Consider the following 19949-nt stretch of genomic DNA (forward strand, 5'->3'; position numbering starts at 1 on the left):
AGGTATTTTTTTGCTAAGATGCCTCACTTATAACGTTTGACTTAGTAATCACAATCACAGTATCCATTAAGAGCGCTATGGAAAAGACATATAACCCAACTTCAATTGAACAAGCTCTTTATCAAGCTTGGGAAGAAAAAGGCTACTTTAAGCCACACGGTGACACCACTAAAGAATCATACAGCATCATGATCCCACCACCGAACGTCACTGGTAGCCTACACATGGGCCACGCGTTCCAAGATACGATCATGGATACTTTGATTCGTTGTGAACGTATGAAAGGCAAAAACACCTTGTGGCAAGTTGGTACTGACCACGCGGGTATCGCAACACAAATGGTTGTTGAACGCAAAATCGCTGCTGAAGAAGGCAAAACTAAGCACGATTATGGCCGCGACGCTTTCATCGATAAAATTTGGGAATGGAAAGGCCAATCTGGTGGCACCATTACTCAACAGCTTCGCCGCTTAGGTGCATCTGTCGACTGGGATCGTGAACGCTTCACCATGGATGATGGCCTATCGAATGCTGTTCAAGAAGTCTTTGTTCGCCTTTACGAAGAAGATTTAATTTACCGTGGCAAGCGTCTCGTAAACTGGGATCCTAAGCTGCACACGGCAATCTCTGATCTTGAAGTTGAAAACAAAGACAAAAAAGGTCACATGTGGCACTTCCGCTACCCGCTAGCAGACGGCGTTAAAACAGCAGAAGGCAAAGACTATATTGTCGTCGCGACTACTCGTCCAGAAACCATGCTTGGAGACACGGGTGTTGCAGTAAACCCAGAAGATCCACGTTATAAAGACCTAATTGGTCAAGAAATTGTCCTACCTATCGTTGATCGCCGCATCCCAATCGTGGGTGACGAGCACGCCGATATGGAAAAAGGTACTGGCTGCGTAAAAATTACGCCAGCTCACGACTTCAATGACTATGAAGTCGGCAAACGCCACCAGCTACCGATGATCAATATTCTCACCTTCAATGGTGACATTCGCGATGCGGCTGAAGTGTTCAACACTAATGGCGAAGCAAGCGATGCTTACTCAACTGAATTACCTGCGAAATATCACGGTATGGAGCGCTTTGCTGCTCGTAAAGCCGTTGTAGCAGAGTTCGAAGAGCTTGGCCTTTTAGACGAAATTAAAGATCACGACCTGACGGTACCTTACGGCGACCGTGGTGGTGTAGTCATCGAACCAATGCTGACTGACCAATGGTACGTTCGCGCTGCACCTCTTGCTGAAACTGCGACTAAAGCGGTAGAAGATGGTGAGATTCAATTCGTTCCTAAGCAATACGAGAACATGTACTTCTCTTGGATGCGTGACATTCAAGACTGGTGTATCTCGCGCCAACTTTGGTGGGGTCACCGTATCCCGGCATGGTATGACAACGATGGAAACGTTTATGTAGGTCGCACTGAAGAAGAAGTGCGCGCAAACAACAACCTTGCACCTGTTGTTGTACTTCGCCAAGACGACGATGTACTCGATACTTGGTTCTCTTCAGCTCTTTGGACTTTTGGTACTCAAGGCTGGCCAGAGCAAACTGACGACCTTAAAACTTTCCATCCTTCAGATGTGCTGGTAACGGGTTTCGATATCATCTTCTTCTGGGTTGCTCGCATGATCATGATGACCATGCACTTCTGTAAAGATGACAATGGCAAGCCACAAGTACCATTTAAAACCGTATACGTGACAGGTCTTATCCGCGATGAAAATGGCGATAAGATGTCGAAGTCGAAAGGTAACGTGCTTGACCCAATCGACATGATTGATGGTATTGATCTTGAATCGCTTGTGACTAAGCGTACTGGCAATATGATGCAGCCACAGCTAGCGAAGAAGATCGAAAAGAATACCCGTAAGACATTCGAAAACGGTATCGAAGCTTACGGTACAGACGCACTGCGTTTCACTCTTGCAGCAATGGCGTCAACAGGCCGAGATATCAACTGGGATATGAAGCGTCTGGAAGGCTACCGTAACTTCTGCAACAAACTGTGGAATGCGAGCCGTTACGTTCTGATGAATACTGAAGAGCAAGATTGTGGCTTTAATGGCAACGATATTGAATACTCGCTAGCAGATAAGTGGATCGAGTCCCAGTTTGAGCTTGCAGCGAAAGAGTTCAACGGCCACATCGACAACTTCCGTCTAGATATGGCTGCGAATACGATCTATGAGTTCATCTGGAACCAATTCTGCGACTGGTACCTAGAGCTAACTAAACCCGTCCTTTGGAAAGGTAATGAAGCTCAGCAACGTGGCACTCGCCGCACACTTATCACTGTTCTAGAGAAGACTCTGCGCTTAGCACATCCTGTACTACCGTATATTACAGAAACGATCTGGCAAAGCGTGAAACCACTTGTTGACGGTGTTGAAGGCGACACTATCATGCTGCAAGCTCTGCCCCAGTATGATGAAGCTAACTTCAACCAAGCAGCACTTGACGACATTGAATGGGTGAAGTCATTCATCACAAGCATCCGTAACCTACGTGCTGAATACGACATCAACCCAGGCAAGCCTCTTGAAGTGATGCTGAAAGCAGCAAGCGAACAAGACTCAGCTCGCTTAGAGCAGAATAAGCAAGTGCTGGTTTCTCTAGCCAAACTTGAGTCTGTTCGAGTCCTCGATGCAAATGAAGAGACTCCAGCATGCGCAACAGCTCTTGTAGCCAAGTCTGAATTGATGATCCCAATGGCTGGCTTAATCGATAAAGATGCAGAACTTGCTCGCCTAGATGGCGAAGTTAAGAAAACTCAGGGTGAAATCAAGCGTCTTGAAGGAAAACTAAGTAACCAAGGTTTTGTTGCTAAAGCACCGGAAGCGGTTGTCGCCAAAGAAAAAGAAAAGCTGGAAGGCTATAAAGAAACGTTAGCTAAGCTTGAAGAGCAAAAGCTAACTATTTCAAACCTTTAATAGTTAAACCCGATCTATAAAGGCAGCACAACGTGCTGCCTTTATTTTTTCTATCTCTACTCCTTAAGTTGTATCTCTGGCGATTCATTAGCTAACCTTTATATTGACAGTTATGTAATTTAGGAGACGAGTTATGGATTTTCGCATTCTTCTATCTAGCACCCTCTCCATTACTCTTTTCGCTTCAATTGCTTTAGCTGATTTTGCTTTTGCTAACCAAGCTCCAAGCGTGGCTAGTGAAAGTAAAATCGTGAGAATAAGTGCGGGTGAATGGCCACCTTTTATCGGCCAAAATCTCGAAAATCACGGCTTCATTGCAGAGATTGTTACCAAGGCATTTGCCAGCCAAGGATATCAAGTGGAATTCTACTTTTTACCTTGGAAACGCGCATACAACGACACTAAACAAGGAAAGTACGATGCCAGCGCTATTTGGATGTATGACGAGAAGAGAACCGAACATTTTTTGTACAGCCACCCAGTCAGCCAAGAGCAGTTTGTTTTCTTCCATCATGTAGATACACCATTTGAATGGAAACAAATCGGCGATATAAAAGGGAAACACCTAGGTGGAGGCTTAGGCTATAGCTACGGTGAGGAACTCAATAAGCTCATTGAGCAGGGGCAAGTCACCATGACAAGAGTCAATGAGCCAAAGCAAAACTTACTAATCTTAGCCCATAAACGTATCGACCTCTTCCCGGAAGAAGTGCACATTGGCCAATACACTCTTAAGCAACAGCCGATTGAAATTCAACAGCAAATTACTTATCACCCAACTCCATTTCTGAGTAACAGCAACTTTCTCCTACTACCTAAAGCAAACGCTAACAGTGAAGAGCTAAGAAAAGTATTTAATCAAGGACTAAAGGAGTGGAAGTCCAAACAATTGACTAATAGCTCGTTACCGTAATGCGAGATCCATTTTATGGTCTGGGTAATTTTTTGTAGTCTGGCAAACTTTCTTCTGGATGAAAGTGTTGAAAAATTTGCTGGTATGCCGCTGGGTAAAACTCGCACTCGACAAAAGCACTAGACAACTTCTCAGTCGACGGATGATAAAAGCTCAGCTCAGCGGCATGCAATTGCAATCGTTCAGAAAACGCCAATGCCTCTCCTGAAGAGTAAAACTCATCACCGACTATAGGATGACCTAACGCTTGCATATGTACTCTCAGTTGATGAGAACGTCCTGTTATAGGAAGCAAGCGCACCACGCATGTTTGCTTTTCTCGCTCAACAACCTGATAAAGTGTTTTCGACGGTTTACCATGTTCGAAACACACTTTCTGCCTTGGGCGATTGGGCCAATCACAAATCAACGGTAAATCCACTTCACCTTCATCATGGTTAAGGCTTCCCCACACTCGTGCGTAATAGATTTTATGCGTTAACCGATACTGGAATTGCTTTTTCAGCGCTCTTTCCGCGTCTTTATTCTTAGCCAGTAGCATGATGCCGGATGTTGACATATCTAGGCGATGAACGACCTGTATTTCAGGAAACTCTGCAACCAACCGACTCCACAAGCTATCGTAATGCTCTTCTAACTTGCCCGGTACCGATAATAAACCAGGCGGTTTATTGGCTACCAAAATATCCTCATCTTGATAAACAATGTTGATCCAAGGCTCGGTTGGTGGTTTGTAATCAATCATCGCCATATCGCTGCACGAGACCTTTCTAAATTTAGTGAATCAAAGTTGAAGCGACAAATTATACCGAACCATCCTATTCCTTCTACTAAAAAGTAGTCCCCGTCACAATTGTAGCTATGGCTCCTTAACCTATTCAATGATTTAATAACTCAAATAACAATAATATCTATTTCTAGCTAGCAGGATGCACCAATGGACCAGACTCCAGAGCTCAACACAACCTCCCGACTACCACTATCAAAACTCGTAAAATCACTTGGACCGGGCATTATGATGGCGGCCGCAGCCGTCGGAGGATCGCATTTAGTTGCCTCAACCAAAGCAGGAGCCATATACGGATGGCAGTTAGCTGGGCTTATTCTGTTAGTAAATATCCTCAAATATCCGTTTTTCAGAGCAGGTGTTCAATACACCATGGGAACGGGCAAAAGTTTAGTAGAAGGTTACTCACAGCTGGGTAGAGTTTATCTGTACTTCTTCGCTCTTCTTTGCGTGATTTCTGCTGTTATCAACACCGCGGCTTTGACGATATTTAGCGCCAGTTTGCTGAGCTATTTTATTCCCTTTAACCTACCTATTACTCTGCTATGCGCAATCATTGTCGCGGTTTGCTTAGCAATATTAATTGCTGGCCACTATCGCGCCTTAGATATTCTATCTAAATTCATTATGGCAACGCTCTCTATCGCCACATTAGTAGCAGTTGCGATTGCGTTTGATCTTCCCTCTAAAGCTAGTACCAGTGCTATAGAGGTATCGCCTTGGAATTTAGCGGCAATAGGCTTTATCGTCGTCACAATGGGCTGGATGCCAGCGCCGATAGAAATTTCCAGCATCACTTCTATGTGGCTTAAAAACCAAAAAAGGCATCAATACGTCACCAAGCAATCTGCTTTATTTGACTTTAACGTTGGCTATATTGGCACCGCTGTACTTGCTCTAGTGTTTCTGGCCTTAGGTGCTCTAATCCTACATGGTTCAGGGGAAAAGCTTTCAAGCTCTGGCATTGGCTTTACCCATCAACTTGTCGGTATGTACGCGGCGACAATTGGCGAGTGGTCTCGTTACCTTATCGCTGTCATCGCTTTCTTTTGTATCTTTGGTAGCACCATAACAGTGATTGATGGCTACGCTCGAGTGATCTCCGAATCACAGCGGTTAATACAAAATAAGCCTGAATGCAGCAGCCGAACTACACAAATCTGGATGTGGATTATCTCTATTTGCGCTCTGGCTATATTGGCTTTTTTCACTTCTGCACTGATGCCCATGCTGAACTTTGCCATGATAATAGCCTTTATCACCACACCCTTTTTTGCGCTACTCAATCACCTACTGATCAATAGTTCTATGGTTCCTGACTCACTTCGTTCTGGGAAACTAATGAAAGGCCTATCGATGCTGGGACTACTTTATCTGTTTGGCTTTTTGGCGGTATTCATTTGGTGGAAGTGGCTCTTCTAGCCTACAAAAAGTCTTTGTTGCTACTCAATCGCCTCAATTCAGAGGCGATTTTGCGTTTTCGACTCCTCGTCAGCATTCCATGAACAATATGAACTTTATTTATCTTTTGTTTTTTATTCTTTTTAATTCCTCTATCTGTGCAATCTAGTTTGCTCGCTCTAAGTTAACAATTAACAACGAACAGAAACACAAATGACACATATAAAACTACAACAAATAAGTTTATTTAGACGAGGAACAACACATGGTAAAGGTACTGAAGCACACACTTGCCACTCTGGCGATTGCCGCTAGCTTTTCATTTGGTGCATTCGCAGCTGACATGGAAAAAATTCACTTTTTAATCCCTGGTGGCGCAGGAGGCGGTTGGGACATGACCGCACGCGGCACGGGTGACGCCCTAGTCAAATCGCACATTGTCGATAAAGTATCTTTCCAAAACCTCTCCGGTGGAGGTGGCGGCAAAGCCATTGCTCACCTTATCGAAACCGCAAAACGTCAAGATGACACCTTAATGGTGAACTCAACACCTATTGTCATTCGATCGCTAACCGGCATTTTCCCTCAATCTTTTCGCGATCTGACCCCTGTTGCTGCAACCATCGCTGACTATGGCGCTATCGTGGCTCCTGCTGATTCTAAGTACAACAGCTGGCAAGAAGTAGTCGCCGATTTCAAAGACAACCCTCGAAAAGTCAAAATCGCTGGCGGCTCTGCTCGTGGAAGCATGGATCATTTGGTTGTTGCAGCCGCATTTAAAGGAGAAGGCTTTGATCCTAAATCTGTCCGTTATATTGCCTACGATGCGGGTGGTAAGGCGATGGCTGCGCTTCTATCTGGCGAAACACAGCTGCTCTCAACTGGGCTTGGTGAAGTACTAGAAATGTCGAAAAATGGCCAAGTGAAAGTTCTAGCTATCACCGCGCCTAAACGCTTGGAAGCCGCACCAGATATTCCAACGCTAGCAGAATATGGCAACAACACAGTGTTTGCCAATTGGCGCGGATTTTTCGCAGCTCCGGGAACACCTCAAGAGAAAATTGATGAATTCAATTCAGCGCTAGCGAAAATGTATAAAACGACTGAATGGGCAACGGTTCGTAATCGAAACGGCTGGATAGACAACTACAAAGCCGATCAAGATTTCTACCACTTCCTAGAAGATCAAGAAAAACAAATGGGTTCGCTTATGCGTGAGCTTGGGTTCTTAAATTAGAACTCTGGCCGTTTATCGATGAGAGCAGAAATGACCACGAATTAATAATAATTTTCTGCTCTATTTCTACCTCCTGCGCACACTGGAACTCATTATGTCTGTTACTACCCGCAATCTATTTTGTCGTGACCGAGTCGGCGCGATGATTTTTCTTATCGTCTGTTTATGCTACGGCTATCAAACTTCATTAATCCCAATGTTTCCGGGCGATGAATATGAACCTTTTACCGCCAGAACTCTGCCATCAATATTAACAGTCATTGGCGTCCTGCTTTCCTTGATACTGCTTGTCACGGCTCAACCTGATGAAAAAAGTGGTGCAGTCATTGGATTCAATTGGAAGTTATTAGTTGGATTTTTGGCGTTAATGGCACTGTATGGTGTTGGTTTAACCTACATTGGCTTCGTTTTAGCGACAGGTTTGTTCCTAATGTGTGGCTTTTATCTATTGGGTGAAAGACGCAAATCCATCTTATTTGGCGCTTCATTTCCATTTGTCATCGCTTTTTATTTATTACTGACACAAGGCCTAGATATCTATCTAGAGCCTGGTGTTCTGTTCTCAATGTTTTAGGAGCCATTCATGTTAGACGGAATATTATCAGGCCTTTCTACCGCCGTAATGCCAATGAACATCATGATGGTCGTTGTAGGCTGCTTTGTTGGTACTTTTATCGGCATGTTGCCAGGATTAGGGCCGATCTCTGCTATTGCCCTAATGATCCCGATTAGTTATGGATTAGACCCAGCATCTGGGCTGATTTTAATGGCAGGTGTTTACTACGGCGCGGTTTTTGGAGGCTCTACGTCTTCGATTCTCATCAACGCACCCGGTTGCTCTTCAACAGTCGTAACGGCTTTTGATGGCTACCCTATGGCGCAAAAGGGAATGGCAGGTAAAGCGCTAGCTTTAGCGGCGTACTCATCTTTCACTGGTGGCACACTCTCAGCAATTATGTTGCTATTTGCCGCACCAGCACTGGCTAGCGTGTCACTCAGTTTCCAGTCTTCTGATTACTTCGCCTTGATGCTGTTAGGGCTATCTGCTGTTGCAGCGTTTGCCGGCAAAGGCCAAGTATTAAAAGCATGGATGATGACGATTCTTGGTTTGATGATGTCAACAGTTGGTATTGACAAAGGTGTCGGTGTTGAACGATTTACCTTTGGTTTAACTGACTTGATGGATGGTTTTAGTTTTCTCTTGCTCGCCATGGCGACATTTGCCCTTGGTGAAACATTGATGGGTATTCTTAAACCTCAGCAAGATACTCGAAAAGAAGAAAGCAGTAAGCTCGATAGCATCGGCAGTATGAAAGTCACCAAAGAAGAAATCAAAGAAGTTGCTCCTGTATCATTGCGCTCTTCGATTCTTGGTTTCTTCACCGGGGTTCTTCCGGGCGCTGGCGCAACCATCGCGGCGTTTTTAAGTTATGGTATGGAACGTAACTTAGCTCCAAAGAAAAAACGCGAAGAGTTTGGTAAAGGCAGTATTCGCGGGCTCGTCGCGCCAGAGTCGGCAAACAACGCGGCATCAAGTGGTTCATTCGTGCCTTTGCTGACCCTTGGTATTCCGGGTTCAGGCACAACCGCTATTATGCTCGGCGCATTAATTGCGTACGGCATTCAGCCAGGGCCTAGACTGTTTGTCGATCATCCAGACGTATTTTGGTCGGTTATCATTTCGATGTATTTTGGCAACATCGTTTTGATTATCCTTAACTTACCTCTTATCCCTTATATCTCGAAATTGCTGATGGTTCCTCGCACAGTTCTGCTGCCAATGATTCTATTTTTCTCCATTACGGGCGTGTATTTAGTGTCATTTAATACGGTAGATATATTTATCATGCTGCTTATCGCAATGGCTGCAATTGCACTGCGGCTGGCAAACTTCCCGCTTGCTCCACTGTTACTTGGTTTCATCTTAGGTGGATTGATGGAAGAGAACTTGCGTAGAGCGTTGATGATAAGCGATGGGGAATTGAGCTTTTTGTGGGAAAGGCCTATTACTGGCGTGTTTACCTGTTTAGCAGTGATTGTGCTGTTAAGCCCGTTAGTTGCTAAATTGGTGAGTCACATTAGAAACCGAGGCGTCGCCAACCCAACTCACTAGGGCGTGTTGCAATAAATCTTAAGTAGTCAGAAGCTGACAAAATCACCTGACTACTTTCTTGTAAGATCTTTCTGGCCTTCCTACCGAACCGTAATGAACATCAGCTTCAAGCTCTCCAGAGCTAATCAAATACTCGAGATAACGCCTCGCGGTGGTGCGACTCGCCCCAATTTTTAATCCCGCTTCATCAGCTGTAAATTGACTATCGCCTGTGAACAAATCACGAATTTTATCTAGGGTTACTCCGTCAATACCTTTAGGCAGACGATCACTCTCGGCTTCGGACTTAGAAGATGGTTGCAGCATTTTATCCACCAGCTTTTGATCAAGTCCAGATGCCGATTCTAGCTCACGCTTCTGGGCCAAATATTTTTGCAAAGCAGACTCAAGTCGAGAAAAAATGACGGGTTTTAGGAGGTAATCAACGACACCGCCCCGCATGGCTGCTTGCAGAGTGTCGACATCGCGAGCTGCGGTAATCAATATGACATCACAGTGCTGTTTTTGCTGCCTCACTTGACTCAATATTTCTAAACCATTGCCATCAGGCAGATAGATATCCAGTAACACTAATTCTGGCTGCAACAATTCCAATTGCATCTCGGCTTCACTTTGAGATGTCGCAATCCCAACCACTTCAAAGCCTTCCATTTGACTTAGATAGCGGTTGTGCACCTCCGCTATGCCCACATCGTCTTCAATGATCATCACTTTCGTATTTGTGGTCATTTTTTACTGCCTTTGGGAATATAAACCGTTGCTCGTGTCCCTTTCACAGAATCTGCTCCTAACTCTAACTGGCCTTCATACCGATTGACGAGTTTATTGACTAAATATAATCCAACGCCTCGATTGCTTTTCGCCTTGCTTGAGATGCCTTTCTCTACCAGCTTGGATACCACTATGTCTTCTGGCAAGCCACAACCGTTATCTTCTACTTCTAAAATAATCTCCGAGCCGTAGTCACTAATAGAAACCAGCACTTTATTGTTCTCTAAATTATTGCGTTCAGACGTCATCGCATCAAAGGCATTGTCTATCAGGTTTCCCAATATTGTCACCAAATCTTCGGTGACAATCCCTTCAGGTAGACGTTCTAAACGGGTTCCTGGGTCAATCTCCAATATTAAGCCTAACTCGAGGGCTCGCTCGGTTTTTCCTAATAGCAAACCCGCTATAAGTGGGTCTTTAACTGCATCACGTATAAAGCCTATCAAAGTTTGGTACCGTTCGGATTCCTGCCCAATCAATTTCTGCACCTGCTCAGTTTCACCCAGTTGTACTAACCCGCTGATCGTATTAAGCATATTCTGATGTTCATGTGTTTGGGAGCGAAGCAAATCTGCATACTCACGAGTTTTGGATAATTGTTGAGTCAGTTCCGTTATTTCATCTCTTCGACGGAAGCTCGATACCGCGCCCACAATCTTCCCTTGCACAATGATCGGATTGCGATTGGCGACGATACGCTGATCGTTTAGGTAAAGATCGACGTCATGTTGAGGCTGTTGAGTTTCCAATATGTCTTCTAGATCGCTATCAGGAAGTGCCGTTTTAATTGGCTTATTAATCACACTTTCTCGTTCAACTTTAAGTATTTCGCAAGCACTTTTATTGATAGAACGAACGCTTCCTTGGTTATCAATACTTATCACCCCTTCCTTTATCGTGCTCATGGTGACATCGAGTTCCACATACAGTCGACCAATTTCTTCGGGCTCAAAACCTAGTATTGCTTTTTGGAAGCGGCGTGATGCGTAATTGGATAAAATAGCATTCGCAATCACCACCAGAAATGCCATTGAAATCAAAAAGGCGAGATAGGGTTCTATCCTATCTTGCAAGCTCTCAAGCAGGTAGCCAACCGACACGACGCCAATAATATTACCTTGTTTATCAACAACAGGTGTTTTGCCTCGAATTGACTTACCTAAAGAGCCTTTTGCGTAGGACACGTAGGAACGCCCTTGTTCTAAAGCTTGCTCGTTGTCACCGCCTTTCATCGGTTTACCTAAACGCTCTTCAACCGGATGAACTAAACGGATCCCGTTCTCGTTGCCGATAACGATAAAAGTTGCCCCAATCAGCTCAGTGAGCTCTTTAAATTCCAGAGGCAGCTCTTCTGCTTCCTCCTTACTCACCATTTCCACCACGGTTGGCGATTTAGCAAGAAACTGAGCAATACCTAAAGCTTTTAGGCCCATTTCTTCTTGCTGAGAGTGCTTTATGTAGGCAAAACCGGCTGCGGTTAGCAGCAAAAGCTCTATCAAACCCGATAGCGTCATGATCACTAACAAGCGTCGACGAAAGCTAAGATTTTTCCAGCGTATCAAGATCAACTCCTTATGTATCTCAATGGAACGATAACAATAAAGAATCGAGCTTGCTGTTAGAGAACTCAATAAATTAGGGTTTGGTCTGTTCGGCGATAAAGCATAAAAAAGCCGCCAATGAGATGGCGGCATTTTAACAAGAAGAGCAGTGAGGTTAGTTGTGAGACACCGCAATTAAACGCAAAGAGTCTAGCTGAACTTGAGCTCGTCCAATATATTCAGTCAGTTCTTTAATTTGCAGCTCCAACGCAGTGATCTCTTCATCACGAATATTCGGGTTCACCGCTTTCAGTGCCAACAATCTTTCCAACTCACTATTCAAGCTATCTTTCATATCTTTTTCAGCTTGCTGTTTCACCGATTCCAGTTGAGACAATACTTGGGTATCACCGGCATCAATCAAGCTATGCACTTGGCCTTGAACCGATGCCACAATTTTGCTCGCCATATGACGGTTGATTGGCGACAACTGACGATTAAAGCTTTCGAATTCAACTTGTGAAGAAAGGTCATTACCTTTAGCATCCAAAATCAAACGAAGTGGTGTTTTAGGTAGGAACTTATCAATACCACTACTTCTCGGCGCTTGTGCATCCACCACATAAACGAGCTCAAGCAAAATTGTCCCCACAGGTAACGCTTTGTTTTTCAGGAGAGAAACAGCACTTGTACCTACACCTTCACTCATGATCAAATCAATACCACCTTGAATCATTGGGTGCTCCCAACTCATAAAGTGCATATCTTCTCGTGAAAGAGCGGTATCGCGGTCGAAAGTGATCGTTGCGCCTTCATAAGGTAAACCCGGATAACTAGGTACCATCATGCGTTCAGATGGGGTAACAACTAATGCATTCTCACCTTTGTCATCTTGGTTAAGTCCTATGGTATCGAAAAGACCGAGCGAAAAAGTGACTAGATTAATATCACCGTCTTTTGCCGCAATTTGTTCAACCAAGTTTTTAGACTCTTCACCACCGTGAGAATGGATTTCTAGCAAACGATCTCTACCGTGCTCCAATTGAGCCTTAAGAGACTGATTGAGCTTCGCAGATTCGCCAATCACTGTATCGAGTTCAGAAGTATCGCCAGACGCAAGCATCTCGATAAGCGACTCAGAGAACTTATCGTAAACAGAGCGGCCTGTTGGACAGGTATCTCTAAACGCATTCAGGCCTTCATCGAACCAACGAGCCAGAATCTCTTGAGCGGTATCTTTCAAATAAGGTACATGTATATCAATATCACGATTTTGACCAATGCGATCTAAGCGTCCAATTCGTTGCTCAAGCAGGTCGGGGTTGAAAGGTAAATCGAACATGACTAACTGGTTGGCAAATTGGAAATTGCGTCCTTCAGAGCCAATTTCACTACATAACAGTAGCTGTGCTCCACCCTCTTCTTGCGCAAAGTACGCTGCAGCTTTGTCACGCTCAATGATAGACATGCCTTCATGGAATACGGTCGCTCGAATTCCTTCACGCTCACGCAAGGCTTGTTCTAGTTGAAGTGCCGTCGTTGCCCGAGAGGCAATAACCAAAATCTTTTCACTGCGCTTTTGCTTAACTTTTTCGATTAACCAATTAACACGAGTATCAAATTGCCACCAGCTTGCTTCATCACCCTCAAATTCTTGGAATATTTCCTCTGGATATAGGTTTTTTAGCGCTCGTGCTTCTTGAGGCATTTTCCCACCAAGCATGCCGCTCACTCGCATTGAGGTTGCGTATTGGCTTGGTATATCCATTGGTAGTAAGTGAACATTTCGCTCTGGAAAGCCTTCGATAGCTGAGCGAGTATTTCTAAACAGGACTCGCCCTGTACCATGCCTATCCATCAAGTTTTCGGTCAGCTCATGCTTAGCTGAAGCTTTTTCTTCATCAGAAGCCCCGCTTTCGATGATTCTAAATAGCGGCTCAACGTCTTGCTCACTTAAGATTTCAGCAATTAGATTTTTGGCGTCATTGGAGAGTTTTTCACCTGACATCAGAACAGAAACAGCATCAGCAACTGGCTCATATTGCTGCTCTTCTTTAACAAAAGCATCATAATCATAAAAACGATCAGGGTCTAACAGCCTCAAACGAGCAAAGTGACTTTCTCGGCCAAGCTGTTCAGGAGTCGCAGTCAGCAATAACACACTCGGCGTTGATTCTGCTAACTCTTCAATCACTTGATATTCACGGCTGGCTTTCTCTTGGCTCCACTCTAAGTGATGCGCCTCATCAACAACCAGCAAATCCCATTCGGCTTCTACTGCCTGAGTCTGGCGCTTTTTACTCTTTTTCAAAAAGTCTAACGAGCAAAGCACCAATTGCTGAGTATCAAATGGGTTATCCGATTCAGCGTACGCTTCCACACAACGTTCTTCATCAAATATTGAGAAATGAAGATTAAATCGACGCATCATCTCTACCAACCACTGGTGCTGAAGAGTTTCAGGTACAACGATAAGAATACGTTCAGCTCTTCCTGCCAATACTTGTTGGTGGATAATCATACCCGCTTCAATTGTCTTACCAAGACCTACTTCATCGGCCAGGAGTACGCGCGGAGCATGTCGGCGTCCCACTTCGTGAGCAATATGCAATTGATGAGGAATCAGACCAGCGCGAATACCGCATAAGCCTCGCATTGAACTTTTATTCTGATCATATTGGTTCACAAGTGCACGATATCGAAGCACAAAGTTGTCCATGCGATCGATTTGGCCAGCAAACAATTTATCTTGTGGCTTGTTAAAACGGATTTGATGACTGAGCATGATTTCACGAAGTAAAACATCCGCTTCTTGAGTGTCTTCGCGAATCCCTTTGTAGGTTAGTACATGGTTGCTTTCCTGTACTTCTGTGACTTTTAGCGACCAGCCTTCTTGGCTTTGAACGGTATCACCAATGTTGAATGTCACCCTTGTTACCGGAGCATCATTAATTGCGTAAACACGATTCTCATCTGATGCTGTAAACATCAAAGTTACAGTGCGAATATCTACCGCAACAACGGTTCCTAATCCTAGATCGCTTTCCGTATCGCTTATCCAGCGCTGCCCCAAAGCAAAAGTCATCGATTGACTACCTCATCTAATTTGAACGAATCAATATAAAGTCGCTAACCACAAAGAAGGCTGCTGACATTATTAAGATTCTGTCAGCCGTGGCTATCAAAAGGTCGCTAATCTTACTCGAACCTGTGAAGCAGGTCACGTGCAGTACCCGTAAATTACCGTTTTTTTTTATCAAGCTTCTGCGTGACATCAAAGTGTCAAAAATCCGTGGCTAATCTAAACATCAGGATCATGTGAATGACATATACTTTAGGTGAGCAAGCATGATATATGATTGCCTCAATAGTTGGCATTAAGCATGCATGTTCAAGATACGGATCAACACGGGTTTGCAGGACGTCGTCAGGTAGCCGAGTTCACTTCCGAGGCCTTGACACCCAACGACCTCTCTTGCGAGCTTATTTTGCTAAGCACAGGCCGCATCGCGGCAAGGAGACGCTTATGGGCGATACCGATCGGAAACTATTTGTACTCGATACCAATATTCTTCTGCACGAACCTTTTGCCATATATTCCTTCCAAGAACACGATGTCGTTATCCCAATGACAGTCCTCGAAGAACTAGACAGAATCAAAGACAGCAAACGAGATGTCGCGCGCGATGCTCGAGTTGCTATCCGTGCACTAGAAGACATTTTCCGTGACGCCACCCCAGATGAGATATCAGAAGGTATTAATTTTTCAAATGAAATGGATGCCAGCGGCACTATCTCGATTCTGGCGGACTTTGAGTTACAAGAAACCGTTAAAGCATTTGCGGACAAAGCGGGCGATAACCGAATATTAAATGGCGTATTGTATTTACAAAACAAACGGGCTCCTCGTGAAGTTGTCTTAGTGACCAAAGACATCAACATGCGCCTTCGTGCAAAAGGTGCGGGAGTGAGATTTGTCGAAGACTATCGAACTGACCAACTAATTGACGATGTTCAATACCTAACCAAGGGGTTCCAACAATGTGAAGGAGAGTTCTGGAGCAACATCGATCAAGTCGAAAGCTATACCTGTGAAGGAACCGCTTTTCATACCCTAAGTCGCGAACCTTTTGAGCCAACTTTCATCAATCAATACGTGATTGATGAAGAGAGTGACTTTGCCGCTCGCGTCGAAAAAATGGAACCTGAGACCATCACCCTTCGTGACCTTAGCCGCGAGCGCATGATGAACCGCAAAGCTTGGGACATTACACCAAAGAATGTTTATCAAGGAATGGCAATGGACGCCCTACTTGACCCAGATATTGACTTGGTGATTCTCACTGGCGCTGCGGGTAGCGGTAAAACCTTGCTTGCTATGGCAACGGCATTAGAACAAACCATCGAACGTGGCATGTTTGATAAGATCATTGTGACCCGAAATACACCAGATATCGGAGAGTCTATCGGGTTCTTGCCTGGTACTGAGGAAGAAAAAATGCTGCCTTGGCTTGCTGCGGTAACCGATACGCTAGAGGCACTACACAAAAACGATCATTGCACTGAAGGTTCAATGAAATACATTTGTGAAAAAGCCAATATTCAATTTAAATCGATTAACTTTATGCGCGGTCGCTCAATACAGAACGCGTTTGTGCTGCTTGATGAGTGTCAAAATCTCACCGCATCACAGATCAAAACTATCATCACTCGCTGTGGTGAAGGTACTAAGATCGTTTGTTCAGGCAATCTCGCGCAAATAGATTCACACTACCTAACCCCGGTAACTTCAGGCCTAACCTATATGGTGGAAAGGTTTAAGAACTTCGAAGGCAGTGCCAACATTCACCTCAACGGTGTTGTGCGAAGCCGTCTTGCTGAATTCGCCGAAGAGAATTTATAGTCACAAAAAGCGAAAGTTAATGCATCTTTCGCTTTATTTTTAAAATAATTATTCACATTTGGTGTTTTTTTATGGTTTACTTGTTCACAGTAGACTTCAGCATAGAGACTGGGCGACATGGTGAACTTAAAACAGAAAAATTTTCTTAAACTCTTCGATTTTACTAGCGATGAAATTCACTACTTGATTCAGCTGGCTGCCAAGCTTAAAAAAGAAAAAAAGCAAGGCATCAGAAATCAACCATTATGTGGAAAAAACATCGCACTGATATTTGAAAAAGATTCAACTCGAACTCGATGTGCTTTTGAAGTTGCCGCTTTCGATCTTGGTGCTAACATCTCCTACCTTGGTCCCTCAGGCTCTCAGCTTGGCCACAAGGAAACCATGAAAGATACTGCGCGTGTTTTGGGCCGTATGTACGATGGCATTGAATATCGAGGCTTTAGCCAAGATCTGGTAGAAAGCTTGGGCAAACATGCAGGAGTGCCTGTGTGGAATGGCTTAACCGATGAATTCCACCCAACGCAAGTGCTCGCTGATTTCTTAACCATGTTGGAATACAGCCACAATAAACCTCTCAGCCAAATTAAGTTCGCTTACTTAGGCGATGCTCGCAACAATGTCGCCAACTCGTTACTAGTAGGCGCAGTAAAAATGGGCATGGATATTAGGTTGGTCGCGCCGAAAGAGTATTGGCCTGAATCGAATCTAGTGAGTAAGTGCGAAAAGATAGCCGCTGACTCTGGTGCCAACATTTCTCTGACAGAAGATGCAGAAGCTGGTGTTGTAGGCTGCGACTTTGTCTACACCGATGTCTGGGTTTCGATGGGTGAACCTATTGAATCTTGGGACGCTAGGGTTAAACAGATGCTACCTTATCAAATCAACTCTGAGTTACTGGCTGCAACGCAAAACCCAGACGTTAAGTTTATGCATTGCCTGCCTTCATTTCACAACAATGATACGACGATTGGTAAACAAATTGCAGAGAAATATGGCCTCAACGGCTTGGAAGTGACAGAAGAAGTGTTTGAATCTGAAGCGTCGATTGTTTTCGATGAAGCAGAAAACCGCATGCACACGATCAAAGCCGTTATGCTCGCTACACTGGGTGAATAACACAAGCTAAAACTTTGACGCAAACGCTTGCTCTCTAGAAAGTTCCGAGTATAATTCTCGGCAATTTGTCTGAGGGTAAGTCAATGCAAAGCCAATCATTACAATCGGTAATGGCCAATACTGATGTAACGCAGTATGGCGTAGTTATTCGATACTTACCTGATTTAGAAGAGAATTTTTAAAAGCCTCCCATATGGGAGGCTTTTTTATTGAGATTTAGCAATTTGCCCTTTTGCAACTAGAAAACAGGAAGGAGACTAAGGTGAGCTCGCTTTATCAAAAACACATCATCTCGATTCCAGAGCTTTCGCGCGCAGAGCTGGAACTGATCGTTGACACCGCTAGCCAATTGAAAGCTAAACCTAATCCAGAACTTATAAAAAATAAGGTTGTGGCTAGCTGTTTCTTTGAGCCTTCAACACGTACCCGTCTATCCTTTGAAACCGCTATTCAACGAATCGGAGGAGATGTTATTGGTTTTGACAGCGGCGGCAACACCTCTCTAGCAAAAAAAGGAGAAACATTAGCCGACTCAGTGCAGGTGATCTCGTCCTATGTTGACGCTTTTGTCATGCGCCATCCACAAGAGGGGGCTGCGCGTTTAGCGTCAGAGTTTTCCAACAGCGTCCCGGTTATCAATGCGGGTGATGGAGCTAATCAGCACCCTACTCAAACTTTGCTTGATTTATTCACGATCTCCGAAACGCAAGGGCGTCTAGACAATCTTAACGTCGCTTTCGTTGGCGATTTGAAATATGGCCGAACTGTTCACTCCCTCACTCAAGCTCTGGCTAAATTTAACAATGTTCGCTTCTTCTTTATCGCCCCTGAAGCGTTAGCCATGCCTGACTACATTTGTGAAGAGCTTGATGATGCCGACATTCCATATAGCTGCCACACTGACATGGAAAGCGTGATTCCCGAGCTCGACATTCTCTACATGACTCGGGTTCAAAAAGAGCGTTTTGATGAGTCTGAGTATGCTCATATTAAGTCTGCTTATATTTTGCGAGCAGAGCTACTCGCGAATGCTAGAGAGAACCTTAAGGTTCTCCACCCTCTGCCAAGAGTAGATGAAATAACGGTTGATGTGGATAAAACACCGCATGCTTACTATTTTCAACAAGCAGAAAATGGCGTGTTTGCTCGACAAGCGCTATTAGCACTCGTGCTGAATGAAACATTGTAATTAAGAGGATAAAAACATGACTAAAGAAACTCAATTACAAGTTGAAGCAATCAAAAACGGCACCGTCATCGACCACATCCCCGCTCAAGTGGGTATCAAAGTGCTAAAGCTATTCGATATGCATAACTCTAATCAACGTGTCACCGTTGGTTTAAACCTGCCTTCTTCTGCACTAGGTAGTAAAGATCTACTCAAGATAGAAAACGTATTTATCAACGAAGAACAAGCTAGCAAGTTGGCACTGTATGCCCCTCATGCGACAGTCAACCAAATTGAAAACTACCAAGTGGTCAAAAAACTGGCTCTTCAACTTCCTGAAAGCATTAATGATGTATTTGAGTGCCCAAACAGCAACTGCATTACTCACAATGAGCCAGTAGCTTCTAGCTTTTCCGTATTAGAGAAGAAAAAGGAAGTACGCTTAAGATGCAAATATTGCGAGAAAGTGTTCTCAAGAGAAATCGTCACTGAACGATAATCTCTGCTAAGCGGCTGTGCTCCTAACATGCATATTCGCCTTTACCTATTCATTGTTTAACGGCAAACTGCTCAAACCAAAACAATATAGCAAACATAACAAGCGGTACTAATATGACAAAAGTTCTTCATACAGACTCAGCGCCTGCGGCTATTGGCCCATACGTTCAGGGTGTCGACCTTGGCAACATGGTCATGACTTCTGGTCAAATTCCACTAGACCCTAAAACCGGTGAGTTTTCTCAAGACATTCAACAACAAGCTCGCCAGTCACTAGAAAATGTCAAAGCTGTTGTTGAGTCTTCAGGACTAACCGTAGCAGATATCGTAAAAATGACGGTGTTTGTAAAAGACCTGAATGACTTTGGCGCCGTGAATGAGGTGTATGAAAAGTTTTTCGACGAACACCAAGTGGCCAACTATCCAGCACGCTCTTGTGTGGAAGTTGCTCGCTTGCCAAAAGATGTTGGAATTGAAATCGAGGCAATTGCTGTACGCAAGTAAGTTCCCATTTGGTATGATGAAAAAGGCGAGCCACAAAGCTCGCCTTTCTTGCTTATCG

15 protein-coding genes are annotated in these 19949 nt (G+C 44.3%); 11 read left to right on the forward strand and 4 right to left on the reverse strand.

Features of this window, described 5'->3' with window-relative positions; all coding sequences use genetic code 11:
* Window positions 1-77 precede the first annotated feature (77 nt).
* Both ACM2FC_RS10210 and ACM2FC_RS10215 read left to right on the forward strand, forming a co-directional pair.
* Window positions 78-2936 (forward strand): valine--tRNA ligase, encoded by a 2859-nt coding sequence (locus ACM2FC_RS10210; RefSeq protein WP_498480814.1) that lies wholly within the window; start codon window positions 78-80, stop codon window positions 2934-2936.
* 133 nt (window positions 2937-3069) lie between these two features.
* Window positions 3070-3849 carry a substrate-binding periplasmic protein gene (locus ACM2FC_RS10215; protein ID WP_498480815.1) on the forward strand — a complete coding sequence of 260 codons (780 nt, stop codon included), beginning with the start codon at window positions 3070-3072 and terminating at the stop codon, window positions 3847-3849.
* 13 nt (window positions 3850-3862) lie between these two features.
* Here ACM2FC_RS10215 and rluA read toward each other — a convergent pair whose 3' ends face one another.
* Window positions 3863-4600, reverse strand: a complete 738-nt coding sequence (gene rluA, locus ACM2FC_RS10220) for a bifunctional tRNA pseudouridine(32) synthase/23S rRNA pseudouridine(746) synthase RluA (RefSeq protein ID WP_498480816.1) — start codon at window positions 4598-4600, stop codon at window positions 3863-3865.
* A gap of 186 nt (window positions 4601-4786) precedes the next feature.
* On the opposite strand from rluA, the gene ACM2FC_RS10225 reads away from it, so the two are divergent.
* The 4 genes from ACM2FC_RS10225 (at window position 4787) to ACM2FC_RS10240 (ending at window position 9387) form a co-directional block, all read left to right on the forward strand.
* Complete coding sequence (locus ACM2FC_RS10225) at window positions 4787-6058, forward strand: NRAMP family divalent metal transporter (RefSeq protein ID WP_498480817.1); 1272 nt, start codon at window positions 4787-4789, stop codon at window positions 6056-6058.
* 244 nt (window positions 6059-6302) lie between these two features.
* Window positions 6303-7274 (forward strand): tripartite tricarboxylate transporter substrate binding protein, encoded by a 972-nt coding sequence (locus ACM2FC_RS10230; protein ID WP_498480818.1) that lies wholly within the window; start codon window positions 6303-6305, stop codon window positions 7272-7274.
* A gap of 94 nt (window positions 7275-7368) precedes the next feature.
* Window positions 7369-7848 carry a tripartite tricarboxylate transporter TctB family protein gene (locus ACM2FC_RS10235; RefSeq protein WP_498480819.1) on the forward strand — a complete coding sequence of 160 codons (480 nt, stop codon included), beginning with the start codon at window positions 7369-7371 and terminating at the stop codon, window positions 7846-7848.
* A gap of 9 nt (window positions 7849-7857) precedes the next feature.
* A complete protein-coding gene (locus ACM2FC_RS10240; RefSeq protein ID WP_498480820.1) occupies window positions 7858-9387 on the forward strand; it encodes a tripartite tricarboxylate transporter permease in 1530 nt (509 codons plus the stop codon).
* A gap of 42 nt (window positions 9388-9429) precedes the next feature.
* Here the strand turns inward: ACM2FC_RS10240 and ACM2FC_RS10245 are convergent, their stop codons facing one another.
* The 3 genes from ACM2FC_RS10245 to rapA all read right to left on the reverse strand — a co-directional run bounded on the left by ACM2FC_RS10245 (window position 9430) and on the right by rapA (window position 14784).
* On the reverse strand, window positions 9430-10116 hold the full coding sequence (locus ACM2FC_RS10245) for a response regulator (RefSeq protein ID WP_498480821.1): 687 nt from the start codon (window positions 10114-10116) through the stop codon (window positions 9430-9432).
* The gene (locus ACM2FC_RS10250) at window positions 10113-11717 is read right to left on the reverse strand and encodes an ATP-binding protein (protein WP_498481121.1); all 1605 of its coding nucleotides are present in this window, start codon (window positions 11715-11717) and stop codon (window positions 10113-10115) included. Before ACM2FC_RS10250 ends, ACM2FC_RS10245 begins: the two co-directional genes overlap by 4 nt.
* A gap of 157 nt (window positions 11718-11874) precedes the next feature.
* Window positions 11875-14784 (reverse strand): RNA polymerase-associated protein RapA, encoded by a 2910-nt coding sequence (rapA, locus tag ACM2FC_RS10255; protein WP_498480822.1) that lies wholly within the window; start codon window positions 14782-14784, stop codon window positions 11875-11877.
* 441 nt (window positions 14785-15225) lie between these two features.
* Here rapA and ACM2FC_RS10260 point away from each other — a divergent pair, with 441 nt between their 5' ends.
* The 5 genes from ACM2FC_RS10260 (at window position 15226) to ACM2FC_RS10280 (ending at window position 19891) form a co-directional block, all read left to right on the forward strand.
* Window positions 15226-16602, forward strand: a complete 1377-nt coding sequence (locus tag ACM2FC_RS10260) for a PhoH family protein (protein ID WP_498480823.1) — start codon at window positions 15226-15228, stop codon at window positions 16600-16602.
* A gap of 117 nt (window positions 16603-16719) precedes the next feature.
* Entirely contained in the window at window positions 16720-17721 is a 1002-nt protein-coding gene (gene argF / locus ACM2FC_RS10265) for an ornithine carbamoyltransferase (RefSeq protein ID WP_498480824.1), read from the forward strand.
* Between the two features lie 262 nt (window positions 17722-17983).
* Complete coding sequence (gene pyrB / locus ACM2FC_RS10270) at window positions 17984-18910, forward strand: aspartate carbamoyltransferase (protein WP_498480825.1); 927 nt, start codon at window positions 17984-17986, stop codon at window positions 18908-18910.
* A gap of 16 nt (window positions 18911-18926) precedes the next feature.
* Entirely contained in the window at window positions 18927-19388 is a 462-nt protein-coding gene (pyrI, locus tag ACM2FC_RS10275; RefSeq protein WP_498480826.1) for an aspartate carbamoyltransferase regulatory subunit, read from the forward strand.
* Between the two features lie 113 nt (window positions 19389-19501).
* Complete coding sequence (locus tag ACM2FC_RS10280; protein WP_498480827.1) at window positions 19502-19891, forward strand: RidA family protein; 390 nt, start codon at window positions 19502-19504, stop codon at window positions 19889-19891.
* Window positions 19892-19949 lie beyond the last annotated feature (58 nt).

This window comes from Vibrio sp. A37 (assembly GCF_059777565.1).